A 21826-nucleotide genomic window follows, 5' to 3' on the forward strand; every position below is an offset into this window, starting at 1 on the left:
TCCGGGCACTAGAGTCCGTGCCATGCGAGCACCGGCCGTCGTATGGGACTCCTCGCTGCTGGGTTACGACCTCGGCGGCGAGCATCCGTTCAATCCGGTGCGGCTCGAACTGACGATCCGGCTCGCCACCGAACTCGGCGTGCTCGACGGGGTCGAGCTGCTCGTCCCCGGGCCCGCGGGCGAAGACGAGCTGCGCCGCGTCCACATCGGCGAGTACATCGAGGCCGTCCGGCAGGCGCCGATGACCGGTGCCGATTTCGCGCACGGGCTCGGCACCGAGGACAACCCGGTGTTCACCGGGATGCACGAGGCTTCGGCTCTCGTGGTCGGCTCGACGTTGCTGGCCGCGCGCAAGATCGCCGAGGGCGAGGCGACCAGGGCGGTGAACATCGCCGGCGGGCTGCACCACGCGATGCCGGACAGGGCGTCGGGCTTCTGCGTCTACAACGACTGCTCGGTGGCGATCTCGTGGTTGCTGGACCACGGTTTCGACCGCGTCGCGTACGTCGACACCGACGTCCACCACGGCGACGGCGTGCAGGCGGCGTTCTACGACGACCCCCGGGTGCTGACCGTTTCCCTGCACCAGCACCCGTTCACGCTGTGGCCGGGCACGGGCTACTCGGCGGAGACCGGCAAGGGCGGCGCCGAGGGCACCGCGGTCAACCTCCCGCTGCCGCCCGGCACCCGTGACGGCGGCTGGCTGCGGGCGTTCGACGCCGTGGTGCCGTCGCTGCTGGAGCAGTTCCGGCCGCAGATCCTCGTCACCCAATGCGGCGTCGATTCGCACGAAGAAGACCCGCTGGCGGATCTCTCGCTCTCGGTGGACGGCCATCGCGCCATCTACCGGCGGCTGCGGGAACTGTCCGAAGCGCACGCGGGCGGCCGCTGGCTCGCCGTGGGCGGCGGTGGCTACCAGCTGATCCGGGTGGTGCCGCGGTCCTGGACCCATCTGCTCGCCACCGTGCTCGACCGCGACGTCGACCCGGCGACGGCGCTGCCGCCGAACTGGGTCGCGTCCATCTCCAGGGCGGCGCCGAACGCCGAGATCCCGCCCAGCATGTCCGACGACCGCGAAACCGCCTTCGTCCCGTGGGGAGACGGGGCGGACGAGCCGGTCGACATCGCCATCCGCGACACCCGCCGCGCGATCTTCCCGCTGCACGGTCTCGATCCGGACGATCCGAGGGACTGACATGACCAGTGAGGACCCCGGGCCCACCGGGAACCGCGACCCCTTCGACTTCCCGCGCGAGTGGGAGGCCGACGTCCTGCTCTCCGACGGCGGCACGGTGCACCTTCGCCCGGTGATCCCCAGCGACGCCGACGGGCTCGTCGCCTTCCACGGCCGGTTGTCCGAACGAACCCGGTACTTCCGGTACTTCGGCGCCTATCCACGGATCCCGCAGCGGGACCTCGAACGGTTCTCCGTCGTCGACCACCACGACAGGGTCGCCTTCGTCGCGCTGCTGGGCGACGACATCGTGGCCGTCGGCCGCTACGAACGGCTCGAACACGGGCCGTCGGCCGAGGTCGCGTTCGTCGTCGACGACGCCCACCAGGGCCGAGGGCTCGGGTCGATCCTGCTGGAGCACCTGGCCGCGGCCGCTTCGGAATCCGGGCTCCGCCGCTTCGTCGCCGAGGTGCTCGCCGAGAACGCGGCGATGGTTCGCGTGTTCCGCGACGCGGGCTACCAGGTCAGCCGCGAGATCGAAGAAGGCGTGCTGCACCTGGAGTTCGACATCGACCCGACCGAGGAATCCCTCGCTGTCGCCCGCTCCCGGGAACAGGCCGCCGAGGCGCGCAGCGTGCACAACCTGCTGCACCCCAAGTCGGTCGCGGTGATCGGCGCGTCCACCGATCCGACGAAGATCGGCTACGTCGCCCTCACCAACCTGCTGAGCGCCGATTTCGCGGGCACCGTCTACCCGGTCAACCCGGAGCACAAGTCCGTCCGCGGCGTCCACGCCTATCCGTCCGTCGTGGACATTCCCGAGGACGTCGACCTCGCGCTGGTCGCCGTCCCCGCCGAGGCCGTCGAGTCCGTTTTGGACGGTGCACTGGCCAAGGGGGTCAAGACTCTTCTGATCGTCTCGGGCGGGTTCGCCGAGGCAGGTCCGCACGGGCTGCACGCCGAACTGAGGCTGGTCGGGGAGGCCAGGGCGCACGGCATGCGCGTGGTCGGCCCGAACGCGCTGGGCGTGCTCAACACCGACTCCGCGGTCCGGCTCAACGCCACCCTCGCGCCCCGGCTGCCCGCCCGCGGCCGCACCGGGTTCTTCTGCCAGTCCGGCGCGCTGGGCACCGCGATCCTCGCCGACGCCGAAGCGCGCGGCCTCGGGCTTTCGACGTTCGTCTCGGCGGGGAACCGGGCCGACGTCTCCGGCAACGACCTGCTCCAGTACTGGGAGACCGATCCGGCGACCGATCTCGTCCTGCTGTACCTGGAATCGTTCGGCAACCCGCGCAAGTTCGCGCGTCTCGCCCGGCGGCTGGCGCGGACGAAGCCGGTGGTGGCGGTGAAATCCGGCAGGCACGCCGTCCGACCGCAGCTCGCCGCGACCTCGGCGGAGGTCGACGAGTCCAGCGTCCAGGCGCTGTTCGAGCAGGCGGGCGTCGTCCGCGTCGACACGCTCGCGCAACTCTTCGACACCGCGCTGGTCTTCGCCCATCAGCCGTTGCCCGCCGGGCCGCGGATCGCCATCGTGGGCAACTCCAGCGCCATCGGGCTGCTCGCCGCCGACACCGCGCGGGCGCAGGGCCTCCGGCTGGCCTCGGATCCGGTCGACGTCGGGCCGCAGGCGGGTCCGGAGGAGTTCGCCGCGGCCGTGCGCGAAGCACTCAACTCACCGGAGACCGACGCGCTCGTCGTGGTCTTCGTGCCCCCGCTCGCCATCCCGGGGACCGCCTACGCCCGCGCGCTGCGGGAGGCCGTCGTCGAGATGGACAAGAACAAGCCGATCGTGTCGACCTTCCTGGCCGTCGAGGGCGTGCCGGACGAACTGGCCGTGCTGTCCGAGGACGGCGTGCCGACGCGGGGTTCGGTCCCGTCGTACCCCAGCCCCGAACGCGCGGTGAACGCGCTCGCGCGGGTCGTGCGTTACGCGGCCTGGCGACAGCGGCCGCAGGGCAATCTGGTGCGGCCCGCGGGACTGCACGCCGAGCAGGCTCAGGCGATCGTCAACGAACTGCTGACGGGCGAGGACGGCAAGACGACGCTGCTCTCCGACGACGACGTGGTCCGGCTCCTGGGCTGCTACGGCATCGACGTCGTCCCGTTCCGGGTCGTGACTTCCGCGGACGAAGCGGTGAAGGAGGCCGAGGACCTGGGATTCCCGGTCACCCTCAAGGCCGTCGACGAGCGGCTGCGCGGCAGGCCGGACCTCGCCGGGGTGCGGCTCGATCTGTCCTCTGTGGACGGAGTGCGCCGGGCGTACCTCGACCTGAGGGAGATTTCCGGCGACGACGACGTCTACGTCCAGCGGATGGCGCCCAAGGGCATCTCGTGCGTGATCGGGCTGCAGGACGACCCGTCGTTCGGCACGCTCGTGTCGTTCGGTCTCTCCGGGCTGGTCAGCACGCTGCTGGGCGACCGCGCCTACCGCGCCGTCCCGCTCACCGACGTCGACGCCGCCACGTTGCTGCGCGAGCCGCGGACATCGCCGCTGCTCACCGGGTACCGCGGCGACGAACCCGCGGATCTGGCCGCGCTCCAGGACATCGTGCTGCGCGTCGCGGCGCTCGCCGAGGACAACCCCGAGGTCCGCTCGATGACGCTCGACCCGATCCTGGCCTCACCGGACGGCGCTTTCGTCGCCAACGCCCGGATCGTGCTGGGCCCGCCGCCGTCCCGCCCCGACACCGGGCCGCGGCGGCTGCGGCCGATCAACGCCCTTACTTGAGCCCGGGGAGTACGCGCGCCCTCGCCGATCAGGAATCCCAATCCTGGGGCGAGCGTGCGGCGAAATCCGCGTCGTGGCCGGTGAACTCCGCGATATCGCCCCGGATCGTGTTGTGGAACGCGGTGACCCGCCCGTCCTGGACGACCATCGTCTGCACCGCGCGTTGCTCCCAGGCGAGGGGGCCCGCCGGGATGGACATCACCGTTTCGGTGTGCACGAGGTCGAGCCCGCCGCCGAGCGGGCGGCTCGACACCTGGCGGAGCTCCAGCCTGCTGCCCCGGTAGATGGTGTCGAAGATCTTCTGACTTTCGCGGGCGATCGTCGCGCGGCCGCGCTGGATGCGGCCGATGACGTCGACGAAGTCCACGTCTTCGGCGAAGTTCGCGGCCCACGCCTCACCGTCGCCGGTGTTCCAGGCGCGTTCCAGCGAAGTGATGATCTCCTCGGTGGTCATCGCTGTCCTCCTTTTGCAACGTCTGTCCCCTGTTTAGCAGGAAGCGGATGCTCGTGTCGCTGCTCCGGTGACGCAGGTCCCTGTCGAAGAACGCGCTCAGTTCGGCTCGCTGGGCCGCGACGCTCCGCGCCGGGTCGATGGTGCCGATGAACGCGGCCGGGGCGTTGCCCAGCTGCGGCAACAGGGTCTGGTAGTCGGTGAAGCTGAAGTGCTCGCCGTCCGGTAGGCGCGTTTCGCGGGTCCAGCCGCGCTGGTTGCGCTGGAACTCCTGCCAGGACGCGTCCGAGGCGGCGCTGTGATTGCCCGCGCTCATCAGCAGGAACGGCCGGTCCAGGCCCTCGTCGGCGACACGGCCGAAGATCCGCTGCGACTGCGAGTGGGCCATGCTGCCGTCGAGGTCCGCCCCGGCGACGATGCGCCTGTCGGTCACCATCGTCTCGCCAGCGGTGAACCCGCCCGCGGAGTGGCCGAACATGCCGGCCCGGTTCAGGTGGAGCGAGTCGAGGACGAACCGGGTGTCCTGGACACGGGTCTCGATCACCCGCTTCGACACCTCGATGCTCGACGGCGGCAGGGCCTTCTTCTCGACGCGGCCACCGGGGAACTCGACCGCTTCCGCTTCGTGGGTGTGGTCGATCGCCACGACGACGTAACCCTCGCTCGCGAGCTGCTCCTGCAGAGTGGTGCCGTGCGAACGGGACAAGGTGCCGCCGGGCGAATACAGCACGACAGGTCGCTTGCCACCCAGCGCCGGCGCCCCGAGCCGCGAGTGGGTGGGGAAGCGGTAGTCGATCAGGCTCGCGTCCATGCCCAGTTTGGCGGCGTCGCCTTCGGCCACCACCTTCGCGACTCCTGCTGCCATGTAAGGCGCTTTCGGCTTCCCGCTCCGCAAGGCCGGGTACCGCACGGTGACCATCAGTTCCCGCGTGACGCCGGGAACCCACGGGTCCTGGCGGGAGTGGTCGACCAGGTGGAGATCGGTGCTGCCGACCGCGTACGGCCCGGTCGGCGCGGTCAGGCTCAAGCGGACGGGCGCCGCCGACGCGGACGGCGTGAGGAGGACGGCGGGCAGCGCGAGCGCGGTGGCGAGGACGCCGATCCGGCGCAGTGTTCGTGTCATGGCACCGAACTTAGGGAGCGCGCCGGTGCCGGGGCATCAGGAAGATCACCGGTCCCGACCCTGGGATCCCACCCACCCCGCAATTCGTCCTCTAGTTGCGGTAGTTCGCGTTACCAACTACCGCAACTAGAGGACGAATTGCGGGGGATCAGGGGCGGGGGTAGCGGATCTCCCGGGCGTCGGCGACACCTTCGGCCGCGAGCTCCCGCTTGAGTATCTTGTGCGTCGCCGTCCGCGGCAGTTCCTCGACCACCCGCACGAACCGGGGCCGCTGCTTCGGCCCGAGATCGCCTTGTGCCACCACGAAAGCCGCGAACTCGCCCGCGTCGACCGGCGCCCGGCAGACGAGCGCGGCCATCACCTGGTCGCCCACCCGCGGATCCGGCACGCCGTACACGGCCGCCTCCCGGACCGCCGGATGCCGGAGGAGCGCGCGTTCGATCGGGGCGGTGCCGAGGTTCTCGCCGTCGACTCGCAGCCAGTCGCCGAGCCGCCCGGCGAAGTAGCAGTAGCCGTCCGCGTCGAGATAGGCCAGGTCGCCGGTGTGGTACATCCCGTCACGCATCCGCTCGGCCTCGGCGGCCGGATCGCCGTAGTACCCGGCGAAGAAGCCCGCTCCGCCGGTGTTGACCAGTTCACCGACCGCCTCGGCGGCGTTGAGCAGCTTCCCGCCCGCGTCGAATTCCGCCGGGGGACAGGGTTTCCCGGTCTCCGGATCGAGGATGGCGACACCGTCGAGCAGGCGGCCGAGCGAACCGGCCGGGGTGGTGGCGTCCCGGCCGAAGTTCACGCCGCCCTCGGTCGAACCGAACGCGTCGACCACGTGGCAGCCGAACCGCTTGCCGAAAGCGGCGAGGTCGGCCTCAGTGCCTTCGTTGCCGTACACCAGTTTCAGCGGGTTGTCGGCGTCGTCGTCCCGCTCGGGAGTGGCGACCACATAGGACAGTGGTTTGCCGACGTAGTTGGCGTAGGTCGCGCCGAACTCCCGGACGTCCGGCAGGAAACCGGAGGCGGAGAACCGGCGCCGCAACGCGATCCCCGCGCCCGCGGCGAGCCCGACCGACCAGCCGGCCATGATGGCGTTGGAGTGGAACATCGGCATCGACACGTACACCGTGTCCCGTGTGGACAGACCAAATCGGCTGGCCAGCATCTCGCCGGGATACGCGATCTTGCCGTGTGTGCACCGGACGGCCTTCGGGTCGCCGCTGGTTCCCGAGGTGAAGATCAGCATGAGCAGGTCTTCGGGCTTCGCCGCCACGGGAACGACAGCCTCCCGCAGCGGTTCGAGCTCGCTCAACGGCAGCACCGGGACGGCCGCTTCGGACAGCAGCGGAAGGTACTTCTCCTCCGCGAACACCAGCTCGCAGTCGGCCAGCGCGACGTCGCGGGCCAGCGCCGCGCCCCGGCGCGTCGGGTTCAGGCCGACCAGCACGTGCCCCGACAGCGCCGCGCCGCCGAGCAGGAACGAGAACTCGGGGACGTTGTCCGCCAGCAGCCCGAAATGCCCGCCGGGACGCAGCATCCGGGTGAGCGCGGCCGCGTGACCGGCGCAGGCCCGGACGTGCTCGGCCCAGGACCAGCGCCGGTCTCCGAACAGCAGCCCGGTCGACGGGTCTTCTGCCCGGGCGAGCAGGAGTTCCGTGACCGTGGGCGTCATGCCGGGTCCGCGGCCAGGAGATCGCCGAGGCCCCGCGTCTGCGCGGTCGCCCCGCCGAGGGTGAACTCGAGCCGCTTCGCCGCGACGAAGTACCGGTGCAGCGTGTGGTCGACGTCGATGCCGACCCCGCCGTGGATGTGCACGGCCGTGTGCGCGACACGGTGCCCGGCCTCGGCCGCCCAGAACTTCGCCGTCGCGACCTCTTCGGCCGCCGGAAGTCCTTCGCTCAGCCGCCAGGCGGCCTGCCACAACGTCAGCCGGACGGCTTCGACATCGACGTAGGCGTCGGCGAGCCGCTGCCGCACCGCCTGGAAGCTCCCGATGAGGTGGCCGAACTGCTTGCGTTCCCGCGCGTACGCCGCGGTCAGTTCCAGTGCCCGTTCGACGACGCCGAGCTGCTGCGCGCAGACCCCGATCGTGCCGCGCAGCCGCAGCCATTCGCCGACGTCGCCCAGCGAGACCGCGGACTTCGCGCCGGACAGTTCGACCAGCGCCGCGTCGGCGTGGTCGACGGTCCGTTGCGGCGAGACGGTCACCGAGTCCCGGTCGAGCAGGAACACCTGACGGCCGCCGTCGAGGGCGGCTTCGACGAGGAAGCCGTGCGCGAAAGCGCCCGAAGGCACCGCGGTCTGCGCGCCGGTCAGCCGCCAGCCGTCGCCGTCGGCCTCGGCGGTGAAGCCGCAGGGCACGCCGTAGTCCGGCAGCGCCACCGCGAGAACGTGGTCGCCACGCAGCACCGGGACGACCCATCGCTCGGCCAGCCGGCCGTCCCCGAATTCGGCGATCGCGGCCGCGGCCATGACGGCCGAAGTCAGGTAGGGCACCGGCGCGACCGCGCGGCCGATCTCGGCGAGGACGGAACACTGTTCCAGCAGCCCGAAACCGCCACCGCCCACCGACTGCGGCAGGGCTGCGTCGACCACTCCCGCCTGGGCCAGGGCGGTCCACAGTGGAGCGTCGAACCCGCCGGAACCGTGCGGCCCCAGCACGTCGGGGGTGACCTTGTCCGTGAGGATCCGGCGTGTGAGCGACGCGAGGTCCTGTTGCGCTTCGGTGAGCGTGAAGTCCATCTGTGCCTCCTAGCGCGTGATGGGCAGGCCGAGGGCGGTCGCGGCGATCATGTCCCGCTGGATCTCGTTGGCGCCGCCGCCGAAGGTGAGGATCAGCGACGACCGGTGCAGCCGTTCGACCCGGCCGCGCAGCAGCGCGCCGGGGGAGCCCTCGCGGACCACGGCGCCCGCGCCGAGGATCTCCATCATCAGCCGGTAGGCCTCGGTCGCGAACTCCGTGCCGAACACCTTGGTCGCCGAAGCCTCGGCGGGGCCGAGGTCGCTGCTCGCGGCCGCCCAGGCGATCCGCCAGTTCCGCAGTTTCAGGTACTCCGCGTGGGTGTGGATCCGCGCCAGGTGCAGCCGCACCCACGGCGCGTCGATGACGCGGGAGCCGTCGGGCAGTTTGGTCGTCTGCGCCCAGGTTCGCACCTCACGCAACGAGGTCTGGATCGGGGCGGCCGAGGTCAGCGCGACACGTTCGTGGTTGAGCTGGTTCGTGATGAGCGGCCAGCCCTCGTTCTCGCCCGCGACCCGGGAGGTCACCGGTACGCGCACGTCGTCGTAGTAGGTGGCGCTGGTGCCCGGTCCGGCGACCGTGCGCACCTTCGTCCAGGAGAAGCCGGGCGCGGACGTCGGCACGATCAGCATGCTCAAGCCCTTGTGCCTGCGGGCGTCGGGGTCGGTGCGGGCGGCCAGCCAGATGTAGTCGGCGTACTCGATCAGGCTCGTCCACATCTTCTGGCCGTTGATCACGTAGTCGTCGCCGTCGCGGACCGCGCGGGTGCGCAGCGCCGCCAGGTCGGTCCCCGCGCCGGGCTCGGAGTAGCCGATCGCGAAATGCAGCTCGCCGGCGGCGATCTTCGGCAGGTAGAACGCCTTCTGCTCTTCGGTGCCGTAACGCATGATGGTCGGCCCGACGGTGTTCACCGTGAGGAACGGGACGGGCACCCCGGCGGCGGCCGCCTCGTCGGTGAAGATGAGCTGGTCGAGCATCGGCCGGTCCTGTCCGCCGTACTCGCGGGGCCAGCCGATCGCGAGCCAGCCCGAACTGCCGAGTTCGCGCACGATTTCCTTGTACACCACACTGTCGCCGTACTCGCCGCCGTCACCGGCCAGTGCTTCGCGGCGTTCGGGGGTCATCAGTCCGGCGAAGTACTCCCGCAGTTCCCCCGCCAGTGCGCGCTGCTCCGGCGTGTAGTCGATCCGCATCCGTCACCTCTGCCGTCGGTGCTCGTTACTGGTGCCATGACCGCCCGCGGCGGTAGGGTAGAACCTGTTCTAGTTGTACCAGTGCGGCGGCGAGGAGGGAATATGGAGATCGACGTCGATCGCTCGCTCTGCGAGGCGAACGCGATCTGTGTCGGCTTCGCGCCCGAGGTCTTCGATCTCGACGACGAGGAGGAGCTGGTCCTCGCGTCCGGCGAAGTTCCGGCGAACCAAGTAGAACGTGTTACTCAAGCTGTGGCGAGCTGTCCGAAGAACGCGCTGCTCATACGTGGTTAGCACCGTTTATTTAGGTCTTGCACGGAACAAGAACAGATTCTAGTGTGTGCGGAGAGGCAAGGAGGCCCGGAGTGAGTTTGGACGGCAAGACGGCCATCGTCACCGGAGCCGGCGCGGGACTCGGCCGGGCCGAGGCGCTGGCGCTGGCCGCGGCGGGCGCCTCGGTGGTGGTCAACGACGTCTCGACGGCGGCGCAGGTGGTGGCCGACGAGATCGAGGCCGAGGGCGGCAAGGCCGTCGCGGTCACCGGCGACGTGTCGGAGTCCTCGACCGCGGACGCGCTGCTCACCGCCGCCGTCGACCATTTCGGCGGACTCCACGTCCTGGTCAACAACGCGGGCGTCCTGCGCGACCGGATGCTGTTCTCGATGTCCGACGAGGAATGGGACATTGTGCTCGGCGTCCACCTGCGCGGGCACTTCCTGCTTTCCCGCAACGCGGGGGCGTACTGGCGCGACAAGTCCAAAGTGGACGGCGCCCCGGTATACGGCAGGGTGGTCAACACCGCGTCGGAGTCCTTCCTGCTCGGCGCCCCGGGCCAGCCGAACTACGGCGCGGCCAAGGCAGGCATCGCCGCGCTCACCGTCTCCACCGCGCGCGGCCTCTCCCGCTACGGCGTCCGCGCCAACGCGATCTGCCCGCGCGCCCGCACCGCGATGACCGAAGCGGTCTTCGGGGCCGACGCGCCGGAAGGGATCGACCCGCTTTCGGTCGACCACGTGGCCCCGTTCGTGTCCTTCCTCTGCTCGCCCGAGTCCGACCGGGTCAACGGCCAGGTCTTCCTCGTCTACGGCGGGATGGTCGCGCTCATGCGGCCGCCGTCGGTGGAGCAGCGGTTCGACACCGTCAACGGCACCTGGACCACCGAAGAACTCGCCACGAGCGTGGGCGGCTACTTCGCCGACCGAGACCCGGAACGCATGTTCTCCGCGTCCGAAATCATGTCGCTGCCGTGAATCGGAGGAGATGACGATGGGCAGGCTCGACGGCAAGGTGGCCCTGATCACCGGCGGTGCCCGTGGCCAGGGTGAGGCGGCCGCGCGGCTGTTCGTCGCCGAGGGCGCACGGGTGGTGATCGCCGACATCAACGACCTCGACGGCGGGAAACTCGCCGCCGAGCTCGGCGAATCGGCCGTCTACCAGCATCTCGACGTCGGCGACGAGGCCGAGTGGGACGCCACGATCGAGCGCACGGTCGCCGAGTTCGGCCCGCCGACGGTGCTGGTCAACAACGCGGGCATCCTGCATTTCTCGGAACTCGGCAAGACCACGCTGGCCGACTACGAACGCGTCATCCGGGTCAACCAGATCGGGGCGTTTCTCGGGATGCGTTCGGTCGTTGAACCGATGACCGGGGCCGGAGGCGGCTCCATCGTCAACGTGTCCTCTGTGGAAGGACTCGCCGGGATGCCGTTCCTCGTCGCCTACACCGCGAGCAAGTTCGCGATCCGCGGGATGACCAAGGTGGCGGCGCTCGAACTCGGCGCGAAGAACATCCGGGTCAATTCGGTCCATCCCGGCGCGATCGACACGCCGATGGTCGCCGCGGCGGCGGGCGGGCAGAAGATCGACATGTCGTGGGTCGGCAAGAAGGTCGCCTTGGGCCGCGTCGGGCAGCCGGAGGACATCGCGAAACTCGTGTTGTTCCTGGCCAGTGACGAAAGTTCGTACAGCACGGGCTCGGAGTTCGTCGCCGACGGCGGTGCCACGGCGACGCACGCCCTCAAGTTCTAGCGGGGAGGTGCCGAGAGCAGAGTGAACACCGCTAACGCACTGGGGCGTTGACAGGTGGAGTAAGACTCGGGGCAGGCTACTGGGAGGTTCTGTGGGAGCGTCGGTGTCCGTCCCGGGTATGGGTGCGCTCACACAGGTCGGCAGGCTCGCGACCCTGTCGTGGGAGGTCCTGCGCGCGATCTTCAAACGCCCGTTCCAGTTCCGCGAATGGATCCAGCAGTGCTGGTTCTTCGCCAGCGTCACCATCCTGCCGACGGCGCTGGTGGCGATCCCGTTCGGCGCGGTCATCGCGTTGCAACTCGGATCGCTGACGCAGCAGATCGGCGCGCAGTCGTTCACCGGCGCGGCGAGCGCGCTCGCGATCGTGCAGCAGGCCAGCCCGCTGATCACCGCGCTGCTGGTGGCGGGCGCGGGTGGCAGCGCGGTCTGCGCCGACATCGGCGCCCGCAAGATCCGCGAAGAGATCGACGCGATGGAGGTGCTCGGGGTCAACCCGATCCAGCGCCTGATCGTGCCCCGCGTCCTGGCGGCGATCGTGGTTTCGGTGCTGCTGAACGGTTTGGTCAGTGTCGTCGGGGTGCTCGGCGGCTACTTCTTCAACGTCGTCATGCAGGGCGGTACCCCGGGCGCGTACCTCGCCAGCTTCAACGCGCTCGCGCAGGTGCCGGACCTGTGGATCAGCGAGATCAAGGCGCTGCTCTACGGCTTCGTCGCCGGGGTGGTCGCGGCCTTCCGCGGGCTGAACCCGGCGGGCGGGCCGAAGGGCGTCGGCGACGCGGTGAACCAGGCCGTGGTCATCACCTTCCTGCTGCTGTTCCTGATCAACGTCGTGCTGACGGCGATCTACCTGCGGATCGTGCCGCCGAAGGCGATGTGACATGGCAGCCGAACCCGCTGTTTCGGACCGGACCCTGGAGATCATCGCGCGCCCCGGCGCGATGCTGGAGGGCTTCGGGGGGCAACTGTCCTTCTACTTCCGGGCGCTGGCGTGGACGCCGCGCACGATCCGGCGCTACGGCCGGGAGGTCTTCCGCCTGCTGACCGAAGTCAGTTTCGGCACCGGCGCGCTCGCGGTGATCGGCGGGACGCTCGGCGTGATGATCGGGATGACGCTGTTCACCGGTCTCATCGTCGGCCTGCAGGGCTATTCCGCGCTGAACCAGCTCGGCACCGCCGCGCTGACCGGCTTCATCTCGGCCTACTTCAACACCCGCGAGGTCGCCCCGCTTTCGGCCGGGCTCGCGCTTTCGGCCACCGTCGGATGCGGCTTCACCGCGCAACTCGGCGCGATGCGGATCTCCGAGGAGATCGACGCCCTCGAGGTGATGGGCGTGCCGAGCATGCCCTATCTCGTGACGACACGGGTGATCGCCGGCGTCACCGCGGTCATCCCGCTCTACGCCGTCGGGCTGCTCTCGTCCTACCTCGCCTCGCGGCAGATCACCATCTGGCTCTACGGCCAGTCCGCGGGCACCTACGACCACTACTTCACGCTGTTCCTGCCGCCCGAGGACGTCCTGTGGTCGTTCCTCAAGGTGATCATCTTCAGCGTGCTCGTCATTCTGTCCCATTGCTACTACGGCTACACCGCCAGCGGTGGGCCCGCCGGGGTCGGGGTCGCGGTCGGCCGCGCGGTGCGGACGGCGATCGTGCTGATCTCGGTGCTCGACTTCTTCCTGAGCCTCGCGATCTGGGGCGCCACGACGACGGTGAGGATTTCCGGGTGAACAGGGGGACACTGCTGCAGCGGCTCCGGCACCAGGTGCTCGGGCTGATCTTCCTCGTGGTGGTCGTGCTGTTCTTCGTCACCACCATCGCCTTCTACCAGAAGGCCTTCACCACGGTGACCCTGGTGAAACTGGAGACCGACCGCATCGGCAACCAGATGCGCGAGGGCGCGGACGTCAAGGTGCGCGGGATGGTCGTCGGCGAGGTGCGGACGATCCAGGCCCACGGCGATCGCGCGACGATGGACCTGGCGCTGCAGCCGGACAAGACGTCGGTCATCCCGTCGAACGTGTCCGCGCGGCTGCTGCCGAAGACGTTGTTCGGTGAGCGGTATGTCGCTTTGCAGATTCCGGAACGGCCGGAGCGGCACATCGGTGAGGGCGACGTCATCCCGCAGGACCGCAGCAGCAGTGCGATCGAGCTGGAAACCGTGCTCGGCAACGTGATGCCGCTGCTGCAGGCCGTCCAGCCGGAGAAGATGGCCAGTACGCTCAACGCCGTCGCGTCCGCTTTGGACGGTCAGGGCAAGCAACTCGGCTCGACGCTGGCGGGACTTTCGGACTATCTCGGCAAGATCAACCCGTCGCTGCCCGATCTCAAGGCCGACGTCACCGGCCTGGCTGACGCCGCCGCGATCTACGACAAGGCCGCGCCGGATCTGCTGGCCGCGCTGTCGGATCTGACCACCACGAGCAAGACCCTGGTCGAGAGCCAACGCGGTCTCGCCGACGTCTATTCGACGGTGACCGCGGCGTCGCTCGACCTGACGAGCTTCCTGAAAGTGAACCAGGACAACCTGATCCGCCTCACCACCAGCCTCCAGCCCACTTTGGACGTCCTCGCGAAGTACGCGCCGGAGTACCCCTGCCTGCTCAAGCAGCTGGCCGGATCGGTGCCCCGCGCGGAACTCGCGTTCGGCAAGGGCACCGCGCATCCCGAGGTCAGCCGGGTGACGATCGAGTTCACGCCGAGCCGCGGCAAGTACCTGCCCGGCGTCGACGAGCCGAAGTACAACGACAAACGCGGTCCTCGGTGTTATCCGGAGGTCCCGCCGCCGGGACGCTGGCCGCAGTATCCGCCGGACGGCGCGATCGACGACGGGTCCTCGAAACCCGCGCCGCCGCGCGACCCCGACGGCAGGCTGCCCGCCGGTGGGAGCGCGGGCGGTTCGGTGGTGAACACGCCGGACGAACAGCGGTTGATCGACCTGCTCGTGTCGCCGGCGATGGGGACGACACCGGACCAGGTGCCGAACTGGGGCAGCCTGCTGGTGGGGCCGCTGTACCGGGGCGCGGAGGTGGAACTGCGATGAGGTCCTTCGTGCCGGATCTGGTCAAGATCCTCGTCTTCGCCGTGGTCACCGTGCTGCTCACCGCGATCCTCGGCGCCACCATCGCGAACACCAACTTCGGCGAGACCTCGGGCTACACGGCCAAGTTCACCGACGCGTCCGGGCTCAAGGAAGGCGACGACGTCCGCATCGTCGGCGTGAAGGTCGGGCAGGTCGGCGCGATCGAGGTCGAGGAGGGCGACCGGAACTTCGCCCAGGTCCACTTCGACGTCCAGACCACGCACCGGCTGCCCGCCTCGGTGACCGCGACCATCAAGTACCGCAACCTGGTCGGGCAGCGATACCTCTCGCTCGGGACGGACATCGGGGACGAGAAGTCGTTGCCGCGCGGCGGGATCATCCCGCCCGAGCGCACCAAACCGGCACTGAACCTGACCGTGCTCTTCAACGGGTTCAAACCGCTCTTCCGCGCGCTGAACCCCGAGGACGTCAACAAGCTCTCCTACGAGATCATCCAGGTCTTCCAGGGCGAGGGTGGCACGATCACCAGCCTGCTCGCGCACACCGCGTCGGTCACGTCGGCCATCGCGGGCAAGGACAAGATCATCGGTGACGTCATCGCGAACCTCAACACGGTGCTCGGCACGGTCGAGAAGCGCTCGCCCCAGCTGGGCGAGCTGATCGACCAGACCCAGCGGCTGGTCACCGGGCTCGCCGAACAGCGGCAGCCGATCGGGGACGCGGTCACCGCACTGGGCGACCTCACCGTCGCCACGACGGGCCTGCTCGCCGACGCCCGGCCCGCGCTCAAGGACGACGTCGTCCAGCTCGGGGCCCTGTCACAGAACCTCGGCGACTCAGAACAACTGCTCGACCATCTGCTCCAGGTGCTGCCGGGCAACCTGCAGAAGTTCACCAGGACGCTGAGCTACGGCAGCTGGTTCAACTACTACCTGTGCGGGATCTCCGGCAGCATCGGCATCAAGTCGCTCAACATCGAACTGCCGATCACGCCGCTGCCCGGCACGCAGCGACCGGAGAGGTGCGGGCCGTGAAGCCGCTGAAGCAACGAAACCAGGCAGCGGTCGGGGCGGTGACGCTCATCCTGATCGTGCTGATCACGGCGACGACGTACTTCTCCGACCGGATCCCGTTGTTCGGCAGCGGGACGACGTACTCGGCGTACTTCGGCGAATCGGCCGGATTGGCGCCGGACAACGAGGTCCAGATCGCCGGGGTCAAGGTCGGCCAGGTCAGCTCGGTGGAACTGGCGGGCAAGAAGGTGCTGGTGAAGTTCCGGGTCAAGGACGCCAGGGTCGGCGACGCGACGTCGGCGTCGATCGAGATCAAGACACTGCTGGGCGAAAAGTTCCTCGCGCTGACACCGAAGGGCAAGGCGAGCCAGGATCCGAACGCCACCATCGGGCTCGACCGCACGCGGACGCCGTTCGAGCTCCAGGACGCGTTTCAGCAGCTCTCGGGCACGGTCGGCGAGATCGACACCGCCCAGCTGGCATCGAGTTTCACCGTCCTCTCCGACGCGCTCAAGGACAGCCCGCAGTACCTGAAAGACGCGCTGGGCGGGCTTTCCTCCCTGTCCAAGACGGTTTCCTCCCGCGACGGTGACCTGAAGACGTTGCTGGCCAACACGAGCAAGGTGTCCAAGACGCTGTCCGATCGCAACGCCCAGCTGAAGCGGATCCTCGACGACGGCAACCTCCTGCTCGCCGAACTGCAGAACCGGAAGGACGCGATCAGTACGTTGCTCAAGGGCACGCAACAGGTTTCCGCCCAGCTGTCCGGTCTCGTCGCCGACAACCGGCAGCAGTTGAAGCCGACGCTGGAGAAACTCGGGAAGGTCACCGACATCCTGCAGCGCAACCAGGACAACCTCAACCGCAGCCTCGCGCTGATGGCGCCGTTCGCGCGCGTCGGCGCCAACGCGACCGGAAACGGGCGCTGGTTCGAGGGCTATCTGTGCGGGCTGTTGCCGCCGACGATCATCGCGGGCGCGTTCCAGGTCAACCCGGAGGGCTGCACCCCGCCGATCGCGGCGCCGAACCAGGGGGTGGGCGGACGATGACCATCCACACCCGCACCGGGCGCACGCTCTACACCTGGGTCGCGTTCGTCTGTGTCCTCGTCCTGATCGTGACGGCCGGTCTGTGGCTGGTGTTCAAGGAGCCCGGCGGGACCAGGATCAGCGCCTACTTCGGGAAGACCGTCGGGCTCTACGCGGGATCGTCGGTCCGGGTGCTCGGGGTGAAGGTCGGCGAGATCACCGGTGTGACGCCGCAGGGCGAAGCGGTCCGGGTCGACATGCGGATCGACGACGGCACCCCGATCCCGGCCGACGCGGGAGCCGTCGTCGTCTCGCCGAGCCTGGTGAGCGACCGGTACGTCCAGCTGACCCCGGCGTACGAGAGCGGCCCCGAAATGGCCACGGACACGGTGATCGCCAAGGAGAAGACGGCGACACCGGCCGAACTCGACGACCTCTACACGAGCCTCGACAAACTCTCGACGAGCCTGGGACCCAACGGCGCCAACAAGAACGGCGCGCTGTCCGACGTGCTCGACACCGCCGCGGCGAACCTCGACGGCAACGGGAAGAACCTCAACACGACGGTGACGAGGCTGTCCGAACTGGCCAAGACGCTGGACGGGTCCAAGGGCGATCTGTTCACCACGGTGCAGAACTTGAACTCCTTCACCGGCGCGCTCGCCGACAGCGACAAGCAGCTCGACGAGTTCTACCGCCGGGCCGCCGACGTGAGCGGGTTCCTGGCCGCGGACTCCGCCGACGTCGGCGCCGCGCTGAACTCACTGGCGACGGCGATGGGCGACGTCGAGAAGTTCGTCGCGGAGAACAAGGACCTGCTCTCGTCCAATGTGGACAAACTGGCCGGGCTGACGAAGGTGCTCGTGGACCAGCGGGCCTCGCTCGCCGAGGTGATCGACATCGCGCCGACCGGGGCGACCAACTTCATCAACTCCTACGACGCGGCGTCCGGCACGATCGCGGTGCGGGACAACCTGAACGAACTGACGCATCCGCCGATCCTGACCGTCTGCCGCCTGATCAGCGCGAGCACGCCCAAGCCGATCCCGGACGCGCTCGGCGGCATCTGCAAGCAGCTCGCGCCGATCCTCGACGGCACGCTGAAACTCCCGTCCGTCCCGCAGGTCTTGGCCTCGCTGCAGAGCGGTGAACTGCCGCCGCTGCCGCTCCCGCTGATCGACGTCATGAGCAAGGGGCTCCCGAAATGAGGCGGCAACGGCAGAAGATCGCGGGGGTGATGGCGGGCGTCCTGGTGCTGGCCGGCTGCGGTGACGGCGGTTTCTCGGGGCTGTACAACACCCCGCTGCCGGGTGGCGCCGACCTCGGTGACCATCCGTACCGGCTCTCCGCGCAGTTCTCCGACGTCCTCGACCTCGTTCCGCAGGCGAGCGTGAAGGTCAACGACGTCCCGGTCGGCAGGGTCGAGAAGATCGATCTCGCGCCGGACACCCGCTCGGCGTGGGTGAGCATGGTCGTCAACGGCGACATCGCGCTCCCCGCGAACGCGCGTGCCGAACTCCGGCAGTCGAGCCTGCTGGGGGAGAAGTTCGTCGATCTGCACGCGGCGTCCGGTGTCAAACCCGAAGGCGCCCTCGCCGAGGGCGCGAAGATCCCGCTGGACCGCACGAACCGCAACCCCGAGGTCGAAGAGGTCCTCGGCGCGCTTTCCCTGCTGCTCAACGGCGGCGGGGTCGAGCAGATCCAGAAGATCAGCCACGAGCTCAACGAAGCGCTCACCGGCAACGAGGCCGAGGTCCGCGCGCTGCTGTCCCGGGTGGACACGCTGGCCACCGAACTCGACGGGCACAAGGGCGAGATCCTGCGGGCCATCGACGGCCTCGACAAGCTGTCCAAGACCCTGGTCGGCCAGACGCAGAACCTCACGAACGCGCTCGACAATCTTTCGCCGGGGCTCAAGGTCGTGACCGAACAACGGGATCAGCTCGTCGGCATGCTGCGGTCGCTGAACACGCTGTCCGGGGTCGCGACCGACACGATCAAGGCCAGCGGTGATCAGCTGGTGGCGAACCTCCGCGCGTTGCAGCCGACGCTGAAGAAGCTGACCGAGGCGGGCCAGGACCTCCCGACCGCGCTGCGGATCCTGCTCACGTACCCGTTCCCGGACTACGCGGGCAACGTGATCAAGGGCGACTACGCAAACGTGGAAGCCAAGATCGACCTGAACCTGGACACCTTCCTCGAGAACATGAACAACTCGTCGCAGCCGATCATCCAGCTGCCGGGGACCCAGGGCACCGGAACCCCCGGCGCGATCCCGTTCAACAACGGCGCCGCGCCGCCCGTGCTGCCGCTGCCCACCGGCGATCTGCCGCAAGCTCCTCAGGCACCGCAAGGGGACGTGCTGGGCGGCGTGCTCGGCGGGCTCCTCGGGCCGATCCTGGGAGGTGGCCGGTGATCACGCGCAAGACCAAGATCCAGCTCGCGGTGTTCGTCGTCATCGCGGTGGTGTCGGTCGTCTACGCGGGCGGCAAGTACGCCGGGCTGGACCGGCTGTTCGGCACCCGCGGCTATCTCGTCACCGCGCAGCTCGTGGACTCCGGCGGGATCTTCGTCAACGCCGAGGTCTCCTATCGCGGCGTCGCGGTCGGCAAGGTCGCCTCGATGACCCTCACCGAGCACGGCATCGACCTCGGCCTCGACATCGATTCGGGGGCGCCGAAGATCCCCGCGGACACGAAGGCCGCGGTCGCGAACCGGTCGGCGGTGGGGGAGCAGTACGTCGATCTGCTGCCCATGCACGAAAACGGGCCGTACCTCGCGCAGGGGTCGGTCATCAAGCGGGACAAGACGTCGATCCCGCTCGCGCCGGACACCGTGTTGTCCAATTTGGACAAACTGGTGTCGAGCGTGAAGCCCGAATCGCTCAAGACCGTCGTCGACGAGACCTACGAGGCGTTCGCCGACGCCGGCCCGGATCTGCGGCAACTGCTGGACAGCACCGGTTCCCTCACCGCGACGGCGACGCAATACCTGCCCGACACCCAGGGCCTGCTGGCCAACTCGCGGACGGTGCTGGACACCCAGCGGCGCCAGGGCGACAACATCACGAAGTTCTCCAGCGGGCTCAAGACGATCGCCGCGCAGCTCAAGACGTCCGACCCGGATCTGCGGCGCGTGATCGACGAAGCGCCCAAGCTGAGCCGCCAGATCAGCGACGTGCTGGCGGTTTCGGGGACCGACCTCGGGGTGCTGTTCGCGAACACGCTCACCACCGCCCAGATCACCTCCGCCCGCACCGACGCGATCGAGGAACTCCTCGTCGCGTACCCGATCATCTCGGCGTTCTCGCGGTCGACGTCGCCGGACGGCACGGGTCACCTCGGCGTCGTGTTCAACTTCTTCGACCCGGTCTCGTGCACGAAGGGCTACGAGGGCACGAAACAGCGTCCTGCCAACGACACCACCGAAGCGCCGGTGAACACCCAGGCGTACTGCGCCGAGCCGCCGGGGAGCCCCACAGGCGTGCGAGGCTCACAGAACGCCCCCTATGCCGGGAAGCCGCCCGCGGTACCGGAGCGGCCGAAACAGACCCCTCAGGCGGCGGAATCCGCGCAGCTGCCCGGCGTGCTGAGCCTGCTCAGCGGCTCCGGTCCGGGCGGACTGGGCGCGCTGCTGGGCGGCAAGTGATGCCCACCCGTGCCCTCACCGTCGTCGCCGCGCTGGCGGTCCTCGCGGCCGCCTGGTTCGGCTGGTCGTGGTGGAGCGCGGCCCGGGACGACGGCCTGGCCCGCGGCCGGGAACGGGAGGCCGTCCTCGCCGCCGCGTCGGGCCAGCTGGAAGTGCTCAACACGATCGACTACCGCACCGGTGCCCAGGACGTCGACCGCTGGCTCGGCGTCACCACCGGACGGCTCGGCAAGGACCTCGCCGGCGACCGGCAGACCCAGATCGACCGGGCGAACACCGGCAAGACCGTCGCGACCGCGAAGCTCAAGCAGGCCGCGGTCACCGAACTCGACGCCGTCGCCGGGACGGCGAGGCTGATGGCGGTGCTGGACGTGAAGGTCAGCACCGGCGGCGGATCGGCCGCGCCCAAGGTGAGCAGGCTGACCGTGGACTACCAGCGCGTCGAAGACGGCTGGAAGGTCAGCGCGGTCCAGGCGGCGGGTTCATGACCGGGCGCGCTCAGCGAATCCTCGTCGCGATCATCGTGCTGGCCACCGGATGCGCGGTGTGGTTCGGCATCCAGGCGTCCTCGCTGGGTTCGGACGGCAACGCGGCACTGGTGGACCAGGCCGCCACGGCCGAGGTCGCGGACCAGGTCGGCGCCGGGGTGAAGGCCGTTTTCTCCTACGACTACAGCAACCTCGCGCGGACCGAGCGGGCCGCCGCCGACGTGCTGACCGGCGAGGCGACCGGGCAGTACCGGGACCAGTTCGCTTCGGCGCGCACGCGGGCCGAAGAACAGAAGCTGGTGCGCACGACGACGGTGCGTTCGCTCGGTGTCCGGTCCTTGCGCGGCGACCAGGCGGAAGTGCTGTTGTTCCTCGACCAGCAGACGATCGCCGCGGGCGGAGGTACACCACAGTCGTCGGTCTCCCAGCTTTCGGTCACCGCGCACCGCGTCGACGGCCGGTGGAAGATCTCCCAGCTCACCGCGCTGTGATCACGAGATCCGCTTCATGTTCGCGCCGGTGATGGCACCGTTGGAAACGGTGTAAGAACCGGAGAAAGTCCGGATCGAACCGTCGGTCTGCCGGGCCGAAAGATCGACGTACACCCTGTTCCCGCTCACGTTCGTCACGGTGAGGGCGGCCCAGGAAGTCGTCGCGTATCCCTTGCGGTACGAGGCGAGAGTGCCGCCTTTGGCCAGCCTTTGCCCGCCGAGACTCCACGCGGTGGAGAAATCACCCCGGTTGATCGCGTCGTAGTAGGCGATCACCGTCTGTGCCACCGGAACCGAGGGTGCGGGCGCGGGTTCGGGATAGATCGTCCGTGTCGTCTGTGGCGCGGCATAAACCGTCTGTGGCGGGGCCGCGACCACCGGTGGCTGTACCACGATCGTGCTCGTGGGAGCGGCCAGTGCGACGACGGGAGTCGCCGTGCCCTGATTCGGTGTCGCGCACGCGGCCAGTCCGCCCGCGGCCATTATCGTCAAAGCCGCCCAGTTCTTCGCTCTCATTGCCAAGCCCCTCGTTTCTCGTTTGTCGTTCGTATTACCCGAGAATGCGAGAAAAGCGCCCGGCCCACTAGAGGACTTGTCCCTGTTACCGATACCGGAAAACGCGCCGGGACCGTTATCGGATCTTGCGTGGGCCGTCGTTGGGCGACCCTCGTCTCACGCCGGACCGCCACCGGG

General features: G+C 69.2%; 21 protein-coding genes. 15 read left to right on the forward strand and 6 right to left on the reverse strand.

Annotation, left to right across the window (positions count from 1 at the left end; translation table 11 throughout):
* Positions 1 to 22: 22 nt before the first annotated feature.
* Together ACZ5IK_RS11740 and ACZ5IK_RS11745 are read left to right on the forward strand one after the other, a co-directional pair.
* On the forward strand, positions 23 to 1195 hold the full coding sequence (locus ACZ5IK_RS11740) for an acetoin utilization protein AcuC (protein WP_465487683.1): 1173 nt from the start codon (positions 23 to 25) through the stop codon (positions 1193 to 1195).
* 1 nt (position 1196) lies between these two features.
* A complete protein-coding gene (locus ACZ5IK_RS11745) occupies positions 1197 to 3902 on the forward strand; it encodes a bifunctional acetate--CoA ligase family protein/GNAT family N-acetyltransferase (protein ID WP_465487684.1) in 2706 nt (901 codons plus the stop codon).
* Positions 3903 to 3930: 28 nt separating this feature from the next.
* Here ACZ5IK_RS11745 and ACZ5IK_RS11750 read toward each other — a convergent pair whose 3' ends face one another.
* From ACZ5IK_RS11750 to ACZ5IK_RS11770, 5 genes are all read right to left on the reverse strand, one after another.
* Complete coding sequence (locus ACZ5IK_RS11750; protein ID WP_465487685.1) at positions 3931 to 4356, reverse strand: SgcJ/EcaC family oxidoreductase; 426 nt, start codon at positions 4354 to 4356, stop codon at positions 3931 to 3933.
* Positions 4298 to 5476, reverse strand: coding sequence for an alpha/beta hydrolase family protein (locus ACZ5IK_RS11755; protein WP_465487686.1), 1179 nt, complete (start codon positions 5474 to 5476; stop codon positions 4298 to 4300). The genes ACZ5IK_RS11750 and ACZ5IK_RS11755 overlap by 59 nt, the downstream gene beginning before the upstream one ends.
* Positions 5477 to 5624: 148 nt before the next feature.
* The gene (locus ACZ5IK_RS11760; protein WP_465487687.1) at positions 5625 to 7136 is read right to left on the reverse strand and encodes a long-chain-fatty-acid--CoA ligase; all 1512 of its coding nucleotides are present in this window, start codon (positions 7134 to 7136) and stop codon (positions 5625 to 5627) included.
* Entirely contained in the window at positions 7133 to 8206 is a 1074-nt protein-coding gene (locus ACZ5IK_RS11765) for an acyl-CoA dehydrogenase family protein (RefSeq protein ID WP_465487688.1), read from the reverse strand. The genes ACZ5IK_RS11760 and ACZ5IK_RS11765 overlap by 4 nt, the downstream gene beginning before the upstream one ends.
* A gap of 9 nt (positions 8207 to 8215) precedes the next feature.
* The gene (locus ACZ5IK_RS11770) at positions 8216 to 9397 is read right to left on the reverse strand and encodes an acyl-CoA dehydrogenase family protein (protein WP_465487689.1); all 1182 of its coding nucleotides are present in this window, start codon (positions 9395 to 9397) and stop codon (positions 8216 to 8218) included.
* A gap of 102 nt (positions 9398 to 9499) precedes the next feature.
* Here ACZ5IK_RS11770 and ACZ5IK_RS11775 point away from each other — a divergent pair, with 102 nt between their 5' ends.
* From ACZ5IK_RS11775 to ACZ5IK_RS11835, 13 genes are all read left to right on the forward strand, one after another.
* On the forward strand, positions 9500 to 9691 hold the full coding sequence (locus ACZ5IK_RS11775) for a ferredoxin (protein ID WP_410602207.1): 192 nt from the start codon (positions 9500 to 9502) through the stop codon (positions 9689 to 9691).
* 71 nt (positions 9692 to 9762) lie between these two features.
* Positions 9763 to 10647 (forward strand): 3-oxoacyl-ACP reductase, encoded by an 885-nt coding sequence (locus tag ACZ5IK_RS11780; protein ID WP_465487690.1) that lies wholly within the window; start codon positions 9763 to 9765, stop codon positions 10645 to 10647.
* 16 nt (positions 10648 to 10663) lie between these two features.
* Positions 10664 to 11425 carry a glucose 1-dehydrogenase gene (locus ACZ5IK_RS11785; RefSeq protein WP_465487691.1) on the forward strand — a complete coding sequence of 254 codons (762 nt, stop codon included), beginning with the start codon at positions 10664 to 10666 and terminating at the stop codon, positions 11423 to 11425.
* Between the two features lie 118 nt (positions 11426 to 11543).
* On the forward strand, positions 11544 to 12302 hold the full coding sequence (locus ACZ5IK_RS11790) for an MlaE family ABC transporter permease (protein ID WP_101606438.1): 759 nt from the start codon (positions 11544 to 11546) through the stop codon (positions 12300 to 12302).
* A gap of 1 nt (position 12303) precedes the next feature.
* On the forward strand, positions 12304 to 13152 hold the full coding sequence (locus ACZ5IK_RS11795; RefSeq protein WP_101606439.1) for an MlaE family ABC transporter permease: 849 nt from the start codon (positions 12304 to 12306) through the stop codon (positions 13150 to 13152).
* Positions 13149 to 14465, forward strand: coding sequence for an MCE family protein (locus ACZ5IK_RS11800; RefSeq protein WP_465487692.1), 1317 nt, complete (start codon positions 13149 to 13151; stop codon positions 14463 to 14465). Before ACZ5IK_RS11795 ends, ACZ5IK_RS11800 begins: the two co-directional genes overlap by 4 nt.
* Complete coding sequence (locus ACZ5IK_RS11805; protein ID WP_465487693.1) at positions 14462 to 15499, forward strand: MCE family protein; 1038 nt, start codon at positions 14462 to 14464, stop codon at positions 15497 to 15499. The genes ACZ5IK_RS11800 and ACZ5IK_RS11805 overlap by 4 nt, the downstream gene beginning before the upstream one ends.
* Positions 15496 to 16527 carry an MCE family protein gene (locus tag ACZ5IK_RS11810; protein WP_465487694.1) on the forward strand — a complete coding sequence of 344 codons (1032 nt, stop codon included), beginning with the start codon at positions 15496 to 15498 and terminating at the stop codon, positions 16525 to 16527. The genes ACZ5IK_RS11805 and ACZ5IK_RS11810 overlap by 4 nt, the downstream gene beginning before the upstream one ends.
* A complete protein-coding gene (locus tag ACZ5IK_RS11815) occupies positions 16524 to 17714 on the forward strand; it encodes an MCE family protein (protein ID WP_465487695.1) in 1191 nt (396 codons plus the stop codon). Before ACZ5IK_RS11810 ends, ACZ5IK_RS11815 begins: the two co-directional genes overlap by 4 nt.
* Complete coding sequence (locus ACZ5IK_RS11820) at positions 17711 to 18922, forward strand: MCE family protein (protein WP_465487696.1); 1212 nt, start codon at positions 17711 to 17713, stop codon at positions 18920 to 18922. The genes ACZ5IK_RS11815 and ACZ5IK_RS11820 overlap by 4 nt, the downstream gene beginning before the upstream one ends.
* Entirely contained in the window at positions 18919 to 20154 is a 1236-nt protein-coding gene (locus tag ACZ5IK_RS11825) for an MCE family protein (RefSeq protein ID WP_168214265.1), read from the forward strand. The genes ACZ5IK_RS11820 and ACZ5IK_RS11825 overlap by 4 nt, the downstream gene beginning before the upstream one ends.
* Positions 20154 to 20642 carry a hypothetical protein gene (locus ACZ5IK_RS11830; protein ID WP_465487697.1) on the forward strand — a complete coding sequence of 163 codons (489 nt, stop codon included), beginning with the start codon at positions 20154 to 20156 and terminating at the stop codon, positions 20640 to 20642. The genes ACZ5IK_RS11825 and ACZ5IK_RS11830 overlap by 1 nt, the downstream gene beginning before the upstream one ends.
* Positions 20639 to 21133 (forward strand): hypothetical protein, encoded by a 495-nt coding sequence (locus ACZ5IK_RS11835; protein WP_465487698.1) that lies wholly within the window; start codon positions 20639 to 20641, stop codon positions 21131 to 21133. Before ACZ5IK_RS11830 ends, ACZ5IK_RS11835 begins: the two co-directional genes overlap by 4 nt.
* Here the strand turns inward: ACZ5IK_RS11835 and ACZ5IK_RS11840 are convergent, their stop codons facing one another.
* Entirely contained in the window at positions 21134 to 21649 is a 516-nt protein-coding gene (locus tag ACZ5IK_RS11840; protein WP_465487699.1) for a hypothetical protein, read from the reverse strand.
* Between the last annotated feature and the right edge of the window lie 177 nt (positions 21650 to 21826).

Source organism: Amycolatopsis sp. NPDC031561 (assembly GCF_055580625.1).

Excerpts from the sequence above, each read along its gene's own strand:
- ACZ5IK_RS11740 (WP_465487683.1), top strand. The coding sequence starts at position 23 with ATGCGAGCACCGGCCGTCGTATGGGACTCCTCGCTGCTGGGTTACGAC.
- ACZ5IK_RS11745 (WP_465487684.1), top strand. The coding sequence starts at position 1,197 with ATGACCAGTGAGGACCCCGGGCCCACCGGGAACCGCGACCCCTTCGAC.
- ACZ5IK_RS11750 (WP_465487685.1), bottom strand. The coding sequence starts at position 4,356 with ATGACCACCGAGGAGATCATCACTTCGCTGGAACGCGCCTGGAACACC.
- ACZ5IK_RS11755 (WP_465487686.1), bottom strand. The coding sequence starts at position 5,476 with ATGACACGAACACTGCGCCGGATCGGCGTCCTCGCCACCGCGCTCGCG.
- ACZ5IK_RS11760 (WP_465487687.1), bottom strand. The coding sequence starts at position 7,136 with ATGACGCCCACGGTCACGGAACTCCTGCTCGCCCGGGCAGAAGACCCG.
- ACZ5IK_RS11765 (WP_465487688.1), bottom strand. The coding sequence starts at position 8,206 with ATGGACTTCACGCTCACCGAAGCGCAACAGGACCTCGCGTCGCTCACA.
- ACZ5IK_RS11770 (WP_465487689.1), bottom strand. The coding sequence starts at position 9,397 with ATGCGGATCGACTACACGCCGGAGCAGCGCGCACTGGCGGGGGAACTG.
- ACZ5IK_RS11775 (WP_410602207.1), top strand. The coding sequence starts at position 9,500 with ATGGAGATCGACGTCGATCGCTCGCTCTGCGAGGCGAACGCGATCTGT.
- ACZ5IK_RS11785 (WP_465487691.1), top strand. The coding sequence starts at position 10,664 with ATGGGCAGGCTCGACGGCAAGGTGGCCCTGATCACCGGCGGTGCCCGT.
- ACZ5IK_RS11790 (WP_101606438.1), top strand. The coding sequence starts at position 11,544 with ATGGGTGCGCTCACACAGGTCGGCAGGCTCGCGACCCTGTCGTGGGAG.
- ACZ5IK_RS11795 (WP_101606439.1), top strand. The coding sequence starts at position 12,304 with ATGGCAGCCGAACCCGCTGTTTCGGACCGGACCCTGGAGATCATCGCG.
- ACZ5IK_RS11805 (WP_465487693.1), top strand. The coding sequence starts at position 14,462 with ATGAGGTCCTTCGTGCCGGATCTGGTCAAGATCCTCGTCTTCGCCGTG.
- ACZ5IK_RS11815 (WP_465487695.1), top strand. The coding sequence starts at position 16,524 with ATGACCATCCACACCCGCACCGGGCGCACGCTCTACACCTGGGTCGCG.
- ACZ5IK_RS11820 (WP_465487696.1), top strand. The coding sequence starts at position 17,711 with ATGAGGCGGCAACGGCAGAAGATCGCGGGGGTGATGGCGGGCGTCCTG.
- ACZ5IK_RS11830 (WP_465487697.1), top strand. The coding sequence starts at position 20,154 with ATGCCCACCCGTGCCCTCACCGTCGTCGCCGCGCTGGCGGTCCTCGCG.
- ACZ5IK_RS11835 (WP_465487698.1), top strand. The coding sequence starts at position 20,639 with ATGACCGGGCGCGCTCAGCGAATCCTCGTCGCGATCATCGTGCTGGCC.
- ACZ5IK_RS11840 (WP_465487699.1), bottom strand. The coding sequence starts at position 21,649 with ATGAGAGCGAAGAACTGGGCGGCTTTGACGATAATGGCCGCGGGCGGA.